General features: G+C 70.6%; 14 protein-coding genes. 10 read left to right on the top strand and 4 right to left on the bottom strand.

Features of this window, described 5'->3' with window-relative positions; genetic code table 11:
• Nucleotides 1-164: 164 nt before the first annotated feature.
• The 9 genes from NFR49_RS07225 to NFR49_RS07185 all read left to right on the top strand — a co-directional run bounded on the left by NFR49_RS07225 (nt 165) and on the right by NFR49_RS07185 (nt 10,433).
• On the top strand, nt 165-1,433 hold the full coding sequence (locus NFR49_RS07225; RefSeq protein WP_251158978.1) for a zinc-binding dehydrogenase: 1,269 nt from the start codon (nt 165-167) through the stop codon (nt 1,431-1,433).
• Between the two features lie 160 nt (nt 1,434-1,593).
• Nucleotides 1,594-2,358 (top strand): DeoR/GlpR family DNA-binding transcription regulator, encoded by a 765-nt coding sequence (locus tag NFR49_RS07220; RefSeq protein WP_251158977.1) that lies wholly within the window; start codon nt 1,594-1,596, stop codon nt 2,356-2,358.
• Between the two features lie 29 nt (nt 2,359-2,387).
• On the top strand, nt 2,388-3,311 hold the full coding sequence (gene pfkB, locus NFR49_RS07215) for a 1-phosphofructokinase (RefSeq protein WP_251158976.1): 924 nt from the start codon (nt 2,388-2,390) through the stop codon (nt 3,309-3,311).
• A gap of 313 nt (nt 3,312-3,624) precedes the next feature.
• A complete protein-coding gene (locus tag NFR49_RS07210; protein WP_251158975.1) occupies nt 3,625-4,347 on the top strand; it encodes a helix-turn-helix transcriptional regulator in 723 nt (240 codons plus the stop codon).
• 121 nt (nt 4,348-4,468) lie between these two features.
• Nucleotides 4,469-5,425 (top strand): ABC transporter ATP-binding protein, encoded by a 957-nt coding sequence (locus tag NFR49_RS07205; RefSeq protein ID WP_251158974.1) that lies wholly within the window; start codon nt 4,469-4,471, stop codon nt 5,423-5,425.
• Nucleotides 5,426-5,434: 9 nt separating this feature from the next.
• On the top strand, nt 5,435-6,640 hold the full coding sequence (locus NFR49_RS07200) for an ABC transporter permease (RefSeq protein ID WP_251158973.1): 1,206 nt from the start codon (nt 5,435-5,437) through the stop codon (nt 6,638-6,640).
• Nucleotides 6,627-7,874, top strand: a complete 1,248-nt coding sequence (locus NFR49_RS07195) for an ABC transporter permease (RefSeq protein WP_251158972.1) — start codon at nt 6,627-6,629, stop codon at nt 7,872-7,874. Before NFR49_RS07200 ends, NFR49_RS07195 begins: the two co-directional genes overlap by 14 nt.
• A 285-nt stretch (nt 7,875-8,159) precedes the next feature.
• Nucleotides 8,160-9,899, top strand: coding sequence for a DEAD/DEAH box helicase (locus tag NFR49_RS07190; RefSeq protein WP_251158971.1), 1,740 nt, complete (start codon nt 8,160-8,162; stop codon nt 9,897-9,899).
• 318 nt (nt 9,900-10,217) lie between these two features.
• The gene (locus NFR49_RS07185; RefSeq protein ID WP_251158970.1) at nt 10,218-10,433 is read left to right on the top strand and encodes a DUF6485 family protein; all 216 of its coding nucleotides are present in this window, start codon (nt 10,218-10,220) and stop codon (nt 10,431-10,433) included.
• Between the two features lie 65 nt (nt 10,434-10,498).
• Here NFR49_RS07185 and NFR49_RS07180 read toward each other — a convergent pair whose 3' ends face one another.
• The 4 genes from NFR49_RS07180 to NFR49_RS07165 all read right to left on the bottom strand — a co-directional run bounded on the left by NFR49_RS07180 (nt 10,499) and on the right by NFR49_RS07165 (nt 14,798).
• Nucleotides 10,499-11,002, bottom strand: a complete 504-nt coding sequence (locus NFR49_RS07180; RefSeq protein ID WP_251158969.1) for a PTS sugar transporter subunit IIA — start codon at nt 11,000-11,002, stop codon at nt 10,499-10,501.
• A 48-nt stretch (nt 11,003-11,050) separates the two neighbouring features.
• On the bottom strand, nt 11,051-11,647 hold the full coding sequence (locus tag NFR49_RS07175; RefSeq protein ID WP_251158968.1) for a hypothetical protein: 597 nt from the start codon (nt 11,645-11,647) through the stop codon (nt 11,051-11,053).
• A 124-nt stretch (nt 11,648-11,771) separates the two neighbouring features.
• Nucleotides 11,772-13,115, bottom strand: coding sequence for a 6-phospho-alpha-glucosidase (locus NFR49_RS07170; protein ID WP_251158967.1), 1,344 nt, complete (start codon nt 13,113-13,115; stop codon nt 11,772-11,774).
• A gap of 87 nt (nt 13,116-13,202) precedes the next feature.
• Nucleotides 13,203-14,798: an alpha-glucoside-specific PTS transporter subunit IIBC gene (locus NFR49_RS07165; protein WP_251158966.1), complete on the bottom strand. Its 1,596-nt coding sequence runs from the start codon at nt 14,796-14,798 to the stop codon at nt 13,203-13,205.
• Nucleotides 14,799-15,071: 273 nt separating this feature from the next.
• On the opposite strand from NFR49_RS07165, the gene NFR49_RS07160 reads away from it, so the two are divergent.
• Complete coding sequence (locus tag NFR49_RS07160) at nt 15,072-15,827, top strand: GntR family transcriptional regulator (protein WP_251158965.1); 756 nt, start codon at nt 15,072-15,074, stop codon at nt 15,825-15,827.
• Nucleotides 15,828-15,879 lie beyond the last annotated feature (52 nt).

Genomic DNA, 15,879 nt, shown 5'->3' with positions numbered 1-15,879 from the left:
GCGAACGGTTATTTCCCGCGATTTCTGGCAAAAACAGTGCGAAGAGTTTGACAACGGCCCCATCGGGGCTACTATGCCATTAGTGTTGAATCAACAATATTTGCTCTGAACAACTTTCGTTACAAAACAACGAGCACCATCGAACCGAAAGGAAGGGAAGCGCCATGAAGGCAAAGGCGGTCAGGCTCCACGGGAAGAACGACCTCAGACTCGAGGAGGTCGAGCTCCCCGCCATCGCCGACGACGAGATCCTCGTGCGCATCGTCTCCGACAGCATCTGCATGTCCACCTACAAGTGCGCCACCCTGGGCGAAGGCCACAAGCGCACCCGCGACCTGGCGAACCACCCCGCCATCATGGGCCACGAGTTCGCCGGCGACATCGTGGAGGTGGGCGCCCGCTGGGCCGGCGAGTTCAGGCCCGGCATGCGCTTCACCATCCAGCCCGCCCTCAACTGGCAGGGCACCATGTGGTCGCCCGGCTACTCCTACGAGTTCTGCGGCGGCGACGCCACCTACTGCATCCTGCCCTCCGAGGTCATGGAGGCCGGCTGCATGCTCGAGTACACCGGCGACGCCTACTACGAGGCCTCCCTCGCCGAGCCCATGAGCTGCTCCATCGGCGCGTTCCACGCCGCCTACCACACCCAGATGGGCGTCTACGAGCACCAGATGGGCATCCGCGAGGGCGGCAACCTGGCCATCACCGCCGGCGCCGGCCCCATGGGCCTCGGCGCCCTCACCTACGCCCTCCACGCCGACCGCCGCCCCGGCCTCGTGACGGTCACCGACATCGACCAGGAGCGCCTCGACCGCGCCGCCGCGCTGTTCGACCCGGCCGCGGTCAAGGAGGAGTGCGGCATTGAGCTGCACTTCGTGAACACCGGCCTCCTCGACGACCCCGTGGCCGAGCTCCGCGCCATCACCGGCGGCGCGGGCTACGACGACGTGCTCTGCTACGCCCCCGTGGCGGCCGTGGTCACGCAGTCCTCGGCCATCCTCGGCCGCGACGGCTGCCTCAACTTCTTCGCCGGCCCCACCGACCCGAACTTCTCGGCGTCCATGAACTTCTACGACGTGCACTACAACAGCGCGCACGTCATGGGCACCACGGGAGGCAACACCGCCGACATGGTGGAGTCGCTCGAGCTCTCGGCCGCCGGCCGCATCGACCCCGCCGTCATGGTCACCCACGTGGGCGGCCTCGACGCCGCGGCGGAGGCCACGCTGAACCTGCCCTTCATCCCCGGCGGCAAGAAGCTCATCTACACGCACGTGAGCATGCCGCTCACCGCCATCGACGACTTCCGCGGCCTCGCCGCGGAGGACCCGCGCTTCGGCGAGCTGGCCGCCATCGTGGAGGCCAACAACGGCCTGTGGTGCGCCGCCGCCGAGCGCTACCTGCTGGACAACTGGGACCCCATCGACGCCTGATCCCGGGGTCCCCGAGAGCCCCGCAGGGCCGCCCCCGGGCGCCCTGTGGGGCTTTTCGGTCAGCCATGCCCGTCGCGCCGCACCCCCTTGCGAAACGATGGTATTTTCCTTTTGGAACGACAATTACCGAGACCGAGGGGGCGGCGTGAGGGAGCGACCCATGACCCAGGAGATGCACCAGCGGCGCGAGCGCATCGTCGGGCTCGTCAACCGCCAGGGCAGCGTCTCGTTCGCCCAGGTGAAGCAGGAGCTGCCCGGGGTCAGCGAGATGACGCTGCGCACCGACCTCAAGGCCCTGGACGCCGAGCGCCGCATCGTGCGCATCCACGGCGGGGCTCGCTCCGTGGGCTACGTGGTGGGTACCGACGACCTGCTCGACCGCCGCACGGTGCGCAACGTCGAGGCCAAGGAGGCCATCGCCGCCAAGGCCGTGGCCCTCGTGCGCCCGGACAGCTGCATCTGCATCGACTCCGGCTCCACCACCACGGCCCTTGCGGCCCGCATCCCCGACGAGCGGCTGCTCGCCTTCACCAACAGCCTCACGGTGGCCAGCGAGCTCGCCCGTCTCGCGAACCCCCAGACCCACGTGTTCGGGGGCACCCTCAACCGCTTCTCCCGCTGCATGAACGGCAGCGCCGTGGTGGAGGCCGTGCGCGACGTGCACTTCGACACGTTCTTCTTCGGCGTCACCAACTACAGCGACTCCATGGGCTTCACCTGCGGCTCGGAGGAGGAGGCCCGGTTCAAGCGGGCCTGCATCGAGCAGGCGGACACCGTGGTGGCCCTCATGGACGGCTCCAAGGTGGGCCCCCGGGGGACCTTCCGCATCTGCGGCCTCGACGCCGTGGACGCGGTGGTGGGCGACGACGGCCTGCCCGCCGGTTTCCGCGAGGCGTGCTCCGAGCACGGGGTCGACGTCCTCTGACACGGCACACAGACCAGAAGGGATTGGCCATGATCTACACCGTCACGCTCAACCCGGCCCTCGACAAGACCATCTACGTGGACGGGTTCGCCGTCGACGAGGTCAACCGCGTGCGGTCCCTGCGCGAGGACCCGGGCGGCAAGGGCATCAACGTCACCAAGGTGGTGGACGCCCTCGGCGGGTCGTCCCGCGCCCTGGCCCTGCTCGGCGGGTCGGTGGGCCGCCGCATCCAGGACATGCTCGCCGCCGCCTCCATCGACTGCTGGGCCTTCGAGGTCCCGGGCGAGACCCGCACCAACACCAAGGTGGTGGACGAGAAGCTGCACACCAACACCGACATCAACGAGCCCGGCCCCACCGTCACCGCCGCCGACCTCTCCGCCATGCTCGACGCCCTCGTGGACATCGTGGGGGAGGGCGACATCGTGGTGCTCTCCGGCAGCCTGCCCGCCGGCGCCCCGGCCGACACGTACCGCACCTGGGTGGGCGCCTGCCGCGACGCCGGCGCCCGCGTGTTCCTCGACGCCTCCGGCGACGCCTTCGAGCTGGGCCTCGAGGCCAAGCCGTACCTGGTGAAGCCCAACGAGGTGGAGCTGGGCGCCATGCTCGGCCGCGACCTCGACACCGACGAGAAGGTCGTGGAGGCCGCGCGGGAGCTCGTGGCCGGCGGCATCGAGCGCGTGGTGGTCTCCCGCGGCGGCGACGGCGCGGTCTTCGTGGACGCCGACGGCGCCACCGTGGTGCGCTCGCCCAAGGTCAAGGTGGCCTCCACCGTGGGCTGCGGCGACTCCGTGGTGGCGGCGCTGGCGCTGGGCTGCGACCGTGGCATGGACGCCCGCGACGTCATGGTGCTCGCCATGGCCACCGGCTCCGCCAACGCCATGCAGTCCGGCACCCAGCCGGCGCCGCTGGACCTCGTGGAGTCGCTCAAGGGCGACGTGAGCTTCGTCTAGGGCCCGCCCCCGGAAAGGCCGGGAAGCCCATCTCGGCACCCCCTCGGCACCTGCCTCTCGGCACCTGAACGCGATCGAGGGCGACCGCATCCCCCACCTGAATGCGGTCGGGGGCGGATTCTGGGCACCTGAACGTCGTTGAGGGCGGATTCGCGGGCCGATGAGACCCGGGAGCCGCCCTCATTCGCGTTCAGGTGGAGAAGGGGGAAGGGGTGTGGGGCGGGTGGCGTGAAGCGGGCGGCGTGGGGCGGGTGGCGTCCCGTGCGCTACCCTACTGGGGTCCGCATCCGCCGCCGAGGAGAGAGGGGCGCCCGTGGCCGCCGTGCCCGTCGACAGGACCGTGAACCACGCCGTCGCGCTGGCGCTCGGCATCGCCGCGCAGCTCCTCTCCCCCACCCTGGAGCCCCACGCGCCCGCCTTCCTGGCCGCCCTCTGCCTTGCCTGCCTCCTCGACCTCGCCCGGCCCCGCTGGAGCGACGCCGTGACGGCCGTGGCCTTCGCCCTCCTCGCCCTCTGGGGGCCCTTCGCGGCCTTCGGCCCCCTCGTCGCGGCCCTCGCCGCCTCCAACCGCCGCCGATGGGTGCGCCTGGCCTGGCTGGCGCCCGCCGCGGTGTCGCTCGCCCCCATGGGGCCCACGGCGGCCGTCGGGCTCGCCCTGCTGGAGGCCGTGGCCTTCGCCCTCGCGGTGCGCAGCGAGGCCTCGGCCGCCGAGCGCGCCGCCCTCACGGCCCTGCGCGACGGCCTCCGGGAGCGCGTGATCGCCCTCGGCGAGGAGAACACCGCCCTGGCCGACGAGGCCGCCCGCTCCGCCGCGGCCCCCGCCGCCGAGGCCGCGCTCGAGGGCCTCACGGACCGTGAGCGGTCGGTGCTGGCCCTCGTGGCCGAGGGCCTCGACAACCGGGAGGTCGCCGGCCGCCTCTACCTCTCCGAGGGCACGGTGCGCAACCATGTGAGCGCGATACTGCGCAAGAAGGAGCTCCGCAACCGGGCCCAGCTCGTCTCGCTCTACTATCGCGGACCCGTCGTCGCCCCCTGAACCAGCACCCCCATCTAGCTGCGAAGACAAAGCCCGTGACAGAAGTCACTTCCGCTTCTGGCGGCCGTCGGGCCATGCTGTGGCCACGTTTTGGCACCCAGACCCACCGGGAGGACCCATCATGGACACAACCTCGCCGCCGACGCCCGCCGTGTCGGTGGAGAACCTCGTGAAGCGCTACGGCTCCTTCGTGGCCGTCGACCACCTCTCGCTCTCCATCCGGCCGGGGGAGGTCTTCGGGCTCCTCGGCCCCAACGGCAGCGGCAAGACCACCACCATCGACTGCATCCTGCAACTGCTCACCTACGACAAGGGGCGGATCAAGCTCTTCGGCGAGCCCATGACCCCCACGAGCTACGCCCTCAAACGCCGTGTGGGCGTGGTGCCCCAGAACATCGCGGTCTTCGACGAGCTCACGGTGCGCGAGAACATCGACTTCTTCTGCGGCCTCTACGTGGCGGACCGCGCCGAGCGCGCCCGCTGCGTGGACGCCGCCGTGGACTTCTGCGGCCTCGGGGAGTTCGCCTCGTGGCGCCCCCGCAAGCTGTCGGGCGGCCTGCTGCGGCGCCTCAACATCGCCTGCGGCATCGCCCATCGGCCCGACCTCGCGTTCTTCGACGAGCCCACCGTGGCCGTGGACGCCCAGAGCCGCGCCCAGATCCTCTCGGGCATCCGCTCCATGAACGAGGCGGGCACCACCGTGGTCTACACCTCCCACTACATGGAGGAGGTCGAGGAGCTCTGCAGCCGCGTGGCGATTCTCGACCACGGGCGCATCATCGCCCAGGGCACCGTGGACGAGCTCAAGGCCCAGGTAAAGATCGGCGAGACCGTCTCCGTCGAGCTCGCGAGCCTGCCTGCGGGGCTCCTGGAACGCATCGAGGCGCTGCCCGGGTGCCGCGAGGCCTCCTATGGCGACGGCACCCTGCAGGTGCGCTGCGCCAACGGGCCCCACAACCTCCTCGACGTCCTCGGCGCCGTGCGCGACTGCCACGGCACGCCGGGCCGCGTGTGGAGCGAGCCGCCCACGCTGAACGACGTGTTCCTCGAGCTCACCGGCCGCAAGCTCAGGGATTAGGGGGTCGCCATGCTCAAGAACTGGTGGCTCGCCCTGCTCACCCTGGTGCGCGACAGGAGCTTCCTCGTCTGGTGCCTGGGCCTCCCCCTGGGCCTCGCCACGATCTTCGTCTTCATGTTCCAGCCCCTGGAGCGGCTCACCGTCCTGGAGGAGCTCCCCGTGGCGGCCGTGCGCCCCGGAGACGGCGCCGAGGGCGAGGCGTTCCGGGACTTCGTGGACGCCCTCTCCACGGGCGACGGCGCCCCGGCGGCCTTCTCGGTCTCCTGGTACGACTCCGAGCAGGACGCCCGCCGCGCCGCGGAGGAGGCCGCAGCGAAGGGCTCCGCCGCGGGCAACGGGAGGGCGCCCATAGCCGTGGTGTCGCTCGACGGCGCCGACGTCTCCGTGGACCTCGCCCCCACCTCCGACTCCACCGTGGAGCTCGAGCAGTCCGTGGTGGTCTCGGTCTTCGACGGCTGGGCCGCCCGCATGGCCGCCGCGGGGGCCGTGGCCGGGAGGGACCCTGCGGCCCTCGCCTCGGAGGCCGTCGCGGCCGCGCTCTCGGGCGGCGGCCACGTGGACAAGGTCTCGCTCACCGAGACCGCGCCCAAGGAGACCACCGCCTTCTACTTCGCCCTCCTCGGCTTCGCCGCGCTCATGAGCGCCCAGAGCGGCCTCATGGCGGCGCTGACCCTCGTCCCCGGCGCCACGGGGTGCGCCTCACGCATCACCGTGGGCGGCAGGCCCCGGTCCCAGCAGCTCCTCTGCTGGCTCTCGGCCTCCTGGGCCACCTCGTTCGCGGGCCTGGCGGTATGCCTCGCCTACATCTGCGTCGCCGCCTCCATCGACTTCGGGGCGCGGCTCCCCCTCGTGGTGCTGGCCCTCGCCCTGGCCTCGCTCATGGCCACGGGGCTCGGCGGCCTTGTGGCGGTGACGGGGCCGCGGGACGCCGGTGTCAAGGACGGCATCCTCACGGCCGTCACGTGCGTGGGCGCCCTGTTCGCCGGCCTCTACGGCGAGCCCGTCATGGAGATGGCCAACTCCCTGGCCCGCGAGGTCCCGGCGTCCGCCTGGGTGAACCCCGTGCGCCAGGTCATGGACTCGCTCTCCTCCCTCGTCTACTACGACAGCCTCGCCCCCTACTGGTTCCACCTGGGCCTCGTGGCCGCATTCGGGGTCGTGTGCTGCGCCGTTGCCGTCGTCCGCCTAAGGAGGCTGCGCCGTGAGAGTCTTTAGGTACGCACTGACCATGGCCGTCAGGAAGCCGCTGTTCTTCCTCATCTACGCCGTAGGGCTGTCGTTCATGGGCGTGGCCATGGCCCTGGCGGTCGTGTCCACGCAACCCGAGGACACCGCCGCGGCCGTGGCCCGGCCCCAGGTGGACTGGGCCGTCGTGGACCGCGACGGCAGCGAGCTGTCCCGCGGCCTCGTCGAGGGCCTGGCCGGCCTGGGCACCCGCGAGGACGTGGCCGACGACCGGCTCGCCATGGAGGAGGCCGTGGCCCAGGGGCAGGTGGACTGCCTGTTCATCGTCCCCCCGGGCTTCGGCGACGACTTCCTCGCCGCCGCCCGGGCGGGCCGGGAGACGCCGTCCGTGGAGGCCGCCTACGGGTTCGTGGGGGCCGGAGGCGCCCTGGCCTCCGCCACCGCCGATCGGTGGCTCTCCGCGGCCGCCGTGGCCACGGCGGCCGACCCCGGGGCCGGCGGCGCGGCCGTCTCCGAGGAGGCCGCCAGGGCCGCAGCCGAAACCGTGTCCGTGGCGGTGCTCCCCTCCGAGCGGGCCGAGGGTGCCGACGGGGGCGTCAACGCCTTCACGTTCTACCTGCAGTGGTCCATCTACACCACCGTCGCGTCGGTCGTCGCGTGCACCGCGTCGCTCTTCTCGACGTTCAACCGCACCGATGTGCGCCGCCGCGACCTCGCGTCCCCCGAGACCTACGCCTCCTACACCCTCCAGGTGGCGGGCGCGGCCCTGGTGGTCACGCTGGCGTGCTGGGGCGTCGCCACCGCGGTGGGCCTGGCGCTCTTCGGGACCGACGCCGCGGCCATGGGGCCCGTGGGCCTCGCCGCCACCCTGGGCGCCTCGCTGGTCTTCTGCCTGGTGCCGCTGGCCGTGTCGTTCCTCGCGGGGCAGTTCGGCTGCGGGCTCGGCGGCGCCAACGCCATCGGCAACCTCCTCGGCATGGCGATGTCGTTCCTGGGCGGCGCGTGGATCTCGCTCAGCCTCCTAGGCCCCGAGGTCCAGGCCGTGGCGCGCTTCACACCCGGCTGGTGGTACACCGACGCCCTCACCCGGGCCCGCGACCTCGCCGGGTCGGCCGGCACCGACGCCGCCCTCGAGGCCGTCGCGGTCGACCTCGCCGTGGTGCTGCTCTTTGCCGTCGCGCTCTTCCTCGTGGCCCTCGTGGTAGGAAAGCTGCGCGAGCAGACCGCCGAGGCCGGCGGCAACGGGGCCGTCGAGGGGGCGTAGGCGGGCACCGCGCCTGAAAGCGCCCGAGGGCACCCTCAGGCGCTTTCAGGCGCGGGAGACACGGGTGGGGCATCGGCAGGAGGGGCCGTCCGTCGAGGCCCCGGCGCCCGGGCCTCTTCTTTTGCACCGGCGGCGGTCCCGTGGATTTTGCCTGCGATGACCGCGTGACGGCGGCGCGGGCGTGTAGAGTGTTCAAGTTGTCGGTCCGGGCCCACGCCGCCCATCGTCCAGGGGCCGCTCCCCCGCCATGGGCGGGCCTTGTGAATCGACCTGTAAGGAACCCTTTTGTCTGAAACCCAATCCAGCACCTTCGCCGAGCTCGGCCTCGGCGCCAAGGTCCTTGCCGCCGTGAAGTCCCTGGGCTACGAGAGCCCCTCCCCCGTGCAGGAACAGGCCATCCCCGCCGTGCTCGCCGGGAAGGACGTGCTCGCCGCCGCCCAGACCGGCACCGGCAAGACCGCGGCCTTCCTGCTGCCCGTGCTCAACGACCTCCCGCACCACGGCAAGGCCAAGGGGCCGCTCTGCCTCATCGTCACCCCCACCCGCGAGCTGGCGATCCAGATCGAGGACGTGTGCCAGACGATCTGCAAGAAGACCGGCCACCGCTCCGTCACCGTGGTGGGCGGCGTCTCCTACGGGCCGCAGCGGGGCAAACTCGCCCGCGGTTGCGACGTGCTCGTGGCCACCCCGGGGCGCCTCGTGGACCTCATGGGCACGGGCGACTGCGACCTGTCCGAGGTGACCACCCTCGTCATCGACGAGGCCGACCGTATGCTCGACATGGGCTTCCTGCCCACCGTGCGCAAGATCGTGGCCGCCTGCAGGAACCGTCGCCAGACGCTGCTCTTCTCGGCCACCCTCGACGAGGCCGCCGTGGGCGAGATCACCGACCTCGCCCACGACCCCGCCGTCATCGAGATCGCACGGCGCGGCACGGCGGCCCAGACCATCGACCAGTTCCTGCTGCCGGTGTCGCCCGAGGTCAAGAACAAGCTCCTGGCCAAGGTGCTCGAGCGCGAGGGCCACAGCCGCGTCATCGTGTTCTGCCGCACCAAGCACCGTGCCGACGCCGCCTGCCGACGCCTGCGCAAGGCCGGCATCGCCGCGGCGCCCATCCACGGCGACCGCAACCAGAACCAGCGCGAGCGGGCGCTCCGCGACTTCCGAAAGGGGTCCATCGAGGTGCTCGTGGCCACCGACGTGCTGGCCCGCGGCATCGACGTGCCCGACGTGGACTATGTGGTGAACTTCGACGTGCCCGGCGACCCCGAGGACTACGTCCACCGCATCGGCCGCACCGGCCGCGCCGGGGAGTTTGGCTGGGCCCTCACCTTCGTGACGCCCGACGACGTGGACGACATGCTGGCCACCGAGGCCCTCATGGGCCGCACCGTGCCCGCCTTCGAGCGCACCAAGGGCCTGGACCTGGGCACCACGCCGCCCGAGCTCGACCCCGACCGCGTGCCGGCCAAGGTGAGGAACCTGCCCGCCTCCGGCAAGCACCGCAAGAGCCGCACGAAGGCCGCCGCCGCAAAGGCCGTGGCACGTCAGGCCAAGGCCGGCAAGGGCGCCGGCAACGGCGAGCCGGCACCCAGGAAGGCGCGGCGGCCGCGGCGTCAGGAGGGCGCCTCGGGCGACGGCGCGGCGTCCGGCACGGGCGCCTCCACGGCCGCGAGGACCGGGGAGTCGGTGGAGAAGGCCGCCGGGAAGACCCAGGCCAAGGGTGGCGACGGCCGCGGCACCAAGGGCGGCCGATCCCGCGACGGGCGCGGCAGCTCCGGGCACGGCAAGGGCGACGGCGCCAGGCGCCGAACCGAGGGCGACCCCAGGCACGGCAAGGGAGGCAGCCCCAAGGGCGGCCAGAACCGGCACCGCGGCAACGGGCCCGGCAGGTCGCAGCGCCGTAGCGGCTCCTCCGCCGGCTGGCAGAGCTACGACGGCCCGCGCCCGTCCAAGCCGGCGCGCAAGAAGGGGCGCCGTCCGGGCGACCTCGGCGGCAAGGCCCGCAAGGCCGGCCGCCACTAGGGCCGCCGCAGACCGCACCGGACAAAGACCGACCGGAGAGCCCACGGCGCAGAACCTTGCGCCGTGGGCTCTCCGTATACGAGCGGCCAGAACCATGCCAAAGGCGGCTATGGCATGGGTCCCCCGGGCGCCTGTGGCCCACATCCCATGCCGAAGGCCCCTCCGGCATGGGTCTTCTCGACAGCCGGCCCCAAAACCCATGCCGAAGGCCCCTCCGGCATGGCCGCACCCCTGGCACCGGCACCCCGACGCATCGACTCCTGCGCCCGTGACACAATGGAGGGAGCTGCTGCCATCGAGACCCGCCGAGGAGGCCCCATGGACCGGCTTTCCCCCTTCTGCACCTGCTCCGACCTCGCCTGCCCCTATCATCCCTCGAACCATAGCCGGGGCTGCGCGCCCTGCATCGCCAAGAACCTCGCAGAGCACGAGGTCCCCAGCTGCCTGTGGAACCTCGTGGACACCGCCAAGGACCAGCCCTCCTACTCCATCCGGTCCTTTGCCGAGCTCGTGGTGGAGAAGGACCTCCGCTAGGGACCCATGCGAAAGGGGCGGCCAGGGCATCGTCGCCCCGACCGCCCCTTCAGGCGCCGCGCCCGCTACTCGAACCAGATCACCGGCTCCCCGACCTTCACGGGGCCGGGCTCGCGCTTGCGCATGGTCATGCCGGCGGGCGCCTCCAGGACCACCACCATGACGGTTGGGTCGTAGCCGGCGGCGCGCACGGCGTCGGCGTCCATGGTCACCACGGTCTGGCCGGCCGTCACGGCGTCGCCCTGGGCGGCCGCGACCTCGAAGCCCGCGCCCTCGAGGTCCACGGTGTCGATGCCGCCGTGGACCATGACCGAGAGGCCCCCGGCCTCCACGCCGAACGCGTGCCCCGTGGGGAACAGCGCCGAGAGGGTGCCGTCCACGGGCGCCGCGAGCGGGCCTCCCACGGGCACGATCGCCACGCCGTCGCCCATGGTCTTCTCGGCGAAGACCGGGTCGGCCACCGACTCGATGGCCACGAGCTCGCCGTCGGCCGGTGAGAGGACGCGGGGCCCCTCGGATGCCTTCTGCGCCTTGCCGGCCCCCTTGAACACGCGATCGAACAGTCCCATAGGTTCTTCCTCTCCCTGTCTCGGCGGCCCGGGCCGCCCTCCCTTGAACTAACCGTTGTTGAGCCGCCAGCTCGCGAAGGCGCAGACGGCGGCGAGCAGCACCACGACCACGGAGCCCGACACGTCGGCGAGGACCCCGCCGACGCCGCGCCGCCTGCGCCAGGCCACGCCCTCCGGGGCGGCCGGTCGCCACACGCGCCACAGGAGCAGCGCGAGCCCCGCCACGCCGGGGATGCTCTGCATGAGCATCTCGGCGCAGAGGACGCCCACCAGGTTGCCCAGCGCGTAGCCGCCGTCGCCGTCGCGGTAGTGGCGGTAGGCGATGTGGACGATATAGGCGGCGAAGGGCTGCACGCAGGCCGCCAGGAAGCTCACCATGAAGCGCGGGTCCTGGGCCATGAGGTCCTTAAGGCTGGAGACGCCCGCCGCGTCCAGGTTGAGCGACCCGGCCACGGCGAGCCCGGCGAAGGGGGCCACCACCAGCAGGATCTCGACCCCCGTGAAGAAGCGCCGGGTGAGGCGCTCGCGGGAGGAGTCCGGACGGCCGGCCGGCGCCGTCTCCGCCGCCACCGGGGCCGCGGCGGAGCGGGCCGGGTCGAGCCTGGTGCCGCGCCGCGCCTCCCGGGCGCGGTTCTTGGATGCCATGGTGTGCCTCCTCCTCGGGCGCCGGGGGCGCCGTCTCACACGGGGCCGACGGGCGGTCGCACCCGCCGGCCCCACCGTTGTTACCGTAACCGCCGCCGACACGCCGGTGCCGGCGGGGGCGACCCTACGAGAGCTCGGGCCAGAAGTCCTTGTTGGCCTCGATGAGGTCGTCCAGGACGTCCTTGGCCACCTTGGCCGAGGGGATGGTGGCCGAGAGGGTGAGGGCCTGCCAGAGCTTCTGGTAGCTGCCCTCGGCCCAGGCCTGGACCACGAGCTTCTCCACGGAGACCTGCTGCTCCATCATGCCCTTCTGGAACTGCGGGATCTGGCCCTGGCAGATCTTCTCGTAGCCGTTCCTACCCACGATGCAGGGCACCTCCACCATGGCGGTGGGGTCGAAGTTCGAGATGGCGCCGTCGTTGGGGACGATGAGCAGGAAGCGCTCGAGGGTGTTCTCGGCGAGGGCGCAGGCAAGGTCGACGATGTAGGTGGCGTGGGCGTCGGCCTCGAAGTCGGACCCGACGGCCGTCCCCTTCTCGATGATCTCGCGGCAGGCGCCGAAGACCTTCTTCTCGCGGCCGTCCATGACCTCGTTGGCGCGGGTGTACTCGGGGTTGGAGGTCTCCACCACGTAGTCGGGGAACAGGTAGTACTTGAGGTAGGTGTTGGGGATGGTCTCGGGGTCGACGGCGTAGACGTCCTTGGCCTTGCCGAACGTGTGCACCCAGGACTCGTCGATGTGCTGGGCCTTGTCGCCGGAGGTCTCGAAGCCGTCCATGTAGCCGTTCTTGGCCATGTGCTCCTTGATCTGGGGCATCAGGTCGTTGCCGTCCCTGTCGAAGATCTCGGTGAACCAGCCGAAGTGGTTGAGGCCGTAGTAGCTGTACTGCAGCTCGCGGCGGTCGGCGATGCCGCACATGTGGGCCATCTTGTCCATGAGGTCGATGGGCATGTCGCAGATGTTGATGATGCGGGAGTTCGGGCGCAGCATGCGGCAGGCCTCGGCCACGATGGCGGCGGGGTTGGAGTAGTTGAGCATCCAGGCGTCGGGGCTGTACCTCTCCATGTAGTCGAGGATCTCGAAGACGCCGCCGATGGAGCGCATGCCGTAGGCGATGCCGCCGGCACCGCAGGTCTCCTGGCCGACCACGCCGTGCTTGAGGGGGATCTTCTCGTCGAGCTCGCGCATGGCGTAGAGGCCCACGCGGATGTGGGCGAGGACGAAGTCCACCCCGGTGAAGGCCTCCTCGGGGTCGGTGGTGTAGGAGAAGTCGAGCTCGGGGGCGTTCTCCTTGAAGTAGATCTCGCAGGCCTTGGCCACGGCCTCCTGGCGCTCGGCGTTGTTGTCGTAGAAGACGACGCGGTCCACGGGGAAGCGGTCGTGCTCCTCCAGGAGCATGAGGGCGATGCCGGGGGTGAAGGTGGAGCCGCCGCCGGCGATGACGACGGAGTAGCTCTTCTTAGCCATGGGGCACATCCAATCTCGGCCACGGGTCTGGGAGGGCGGGGCGCCGCGGTGGCCACGGGCGGCGCCCCGGGAGGGTTCGGGAGGGGCCTAGGAGTCGAGCAGCGCGTCGAAGCGGTCGCGCACCTTGGGCACGTTGAGGCCGATGATCACCTGCATGGCGCGGCCGTTCTTGGCGCACCCGCTCGTGCCGATGGACTTGAAGTCCACGTCGTCGGCCACGAGGCTCTCGTCCTTGACCGTGACGCGCAGCCGGGTGACGCAGTTGGTGACGTCCTCGATGTTGTCCCTGCCGCCCAGCAGCTCGAGCACCGCCGCCGCGGTCACGGCGAAGGGGTCGCTCTGGTCCACGGAGGCGATCACGGCGTCGGTGGAACCGTCCTTGGCGGCGCGGTACTCGGCCTTGGAGCGGAACCTCACCTCCTCCTCGTCGTCCTCGCGGCCGGGGGTCTTGAAGTCGAAGCGCAGGATGAGGAAGCGGAAGACCACGAACCAGACGCCGGTGAAGCACAGGCCCACGACGAGGGCGAGCAGGTAGGTCTGCCAGTGGTTGGCCATGAGGGGAATGAAGTTCAGGGAGGCCATCTCGATGAGGCCGCCCGAGAAGACGCCCACGCACCCGATGAGGTTCATGACCATGGCGAGCACCGCGGCGAGCACCGCGTGGACCACGAAGAGCGCCGGCGCGATGAACAGGAACGTGAACTCGATGGGCTCCGTCACGCCGCAGACGATGGCCGTCAGCGTGATGGGGATGAGCAGGCCGAGCAGCTCCTCGCGCTTCTCGGGCTTGGCGGTGGCGTAGAAGGCCAGCGCGATGCCGGGGCAGCCGAAGATCTTGGACCAGCTGGAGCACGTGAAGGCCGCGTAGGGGGCGAGCTCCTTGAGGGAGGCGCCGGAGGCGGCGATGCGCGGCAGGTCGGTGGCGAACGCGGCGTAGATGCCGCCGTTGACCACGGCGTTGTCGTAGTAGAACGGGCTGTAGAGCAGGTGGTGCAGGCCGAAGGGGATGAGGGCGCGCTCGAGGAAGGCGAACAGGCCCACGCCCCAGATGCCCGTGGTGGCCACGAAGCCCTGGAACATGCGGATGCCGTCCTGGACATGGGGCCACAGGAGGCAGGCCAGGAAGGCCACGGGCAGCATCACGAAGAACGTGACCATGTAGACGAAGGTGGACCCGGAGAAGACGCCAAGCCACTCGGGCAGCTCGAACTCGAAGAAGCGGTTGTGGATCCAGATGATGATGCCGGAGATGGCGAGGGCACCGATCATGCCCATGTCGAGCGTCTTGATGCTGGCGATCATGGCCAGGCCGCTCGTGTTGCCGGTCTCGAGGGAGTAGTCGACGCCGAAGAAGCCGCCCCACTGGGAGAGCATGGTGGCGACGAAGTAGTTGAACGTGAGGTAGCCGACGAGCACCTCCATGCAGCACCGGGCGTTGTGCTTCTTGGCCAGGCCGATGGGCAGGGCCACGGCGAAGAGGAGCGGGAGCTGGTTGAACACGGTCCAGCCGCCCTGCAGGACGACGTTCCAGACGCCGTACCACATGGTGCCTTCCGCCGCCATGGGGCCGAAGATGACCTCGGTGGTGAACAGCGTCCCCAACCCGATGACCACGCCGGCGAAGGCGAACAGCAGCACCGGGGTGAACATGGCCCCACCGAACTTCTGGATCTTCTCCATCATCTCGGGCATCCCCCTTTCTTGTCTGTCGTGCGATGTCTTTTACTGGCGGCCCTCGGGCCGCCGCCTCGCACGGGCCCCGCGGCGCCACGGGGCATTACTTGTTCGTACAAGGCACGCATTCATGGTGCAGCAACTTGTTCGTATAAGTTGCCAACTTAAGGGGAACCAGGGTGAACGGTCGTATTCTCCCGGCAAGCGTTGTACGAATAAGTTAGACACAGGTAGAGTATGCTGGGTGCTGAAAGTAATCGTCCTTCTTCCGAGGAACCCGCCGTGCCCAAGGCCATCTACCGACAGATCTACTCCACCCTCAAGGACGAGGTCGTGAGCGGCCGCCTTCCCTACCAGTCGTTCATACCGTCCGAGCACGCGCTCACGGAGCGGTTCGACTGCTCGCGGAGCTCGGTGCGCCGGGCCCTGTCCCAGCTGTCAGCCGAGGGGTACGTGCAGCCCATGCAGGGCAAGGGCGTGCGGGTGATCTACAACCCGCTGCACGAGAGTCCCAGGGAGCGTGAGGACAACGGCCTCGAGACCTACCAGGAGCTGGGCGCGCGCCGGGGCTTCGTCCCCGAGACGCGCACCGTCGTGCTCGAACAGGTGATCGCGGACGAGGAGCTCGCGCACCTCACGGGATTCTCCCGGTCGAGCGGGCTCACGCACATCCTGCGCGTACGCTACGCCGACGGGGTGGCCGTGGGCACCGACGAGAGCTTCTACCTCTCGTCCAGCGTGCCCGGGCTCACCCCCGCCATCGTCGACCGGTCGGTCTACCGCTACCTCGAGGAGGATCTGGGCATCCGGATCGTCACAAGCAAGCGCGTGGTGACCGTCGAGCGCACCAACGCCGTCGACGAGGCGCTCCTCGACCTCGGGGGCCTCAACGCCATGGCCGTCATGCGCTGCAACGCCTACGACGGCACCGGCATCATGATCGAGTACACGGAGACCCGGCAGGTGCCCGGCTTCTTCGAGCTCTGCTTCACGTCCCAGCGCAACCGGCCCGCCCGCGCGACGGGCCAGACCGGCTGAGCCCGGGCCGCGCACCGGAACCCGACCGACACAAAAAGCGGCCCTGCGCCAC

Origin of the sequence: Caniella muris (assembly GCF_943193035.1) — a bacterium.
Taxonomy (GTDB): Bacteria; Actinomycetota; Coriobacteriia; order Coriobacteriales; family Atopobiaceae; genus Granulimonas; species Granulimonas faecalis.
The sequence above is the reverse complement of the archived record's forward strand: the minus strand, read 5'-3'. Positions and strand labels throughout refer to the sequence as shown.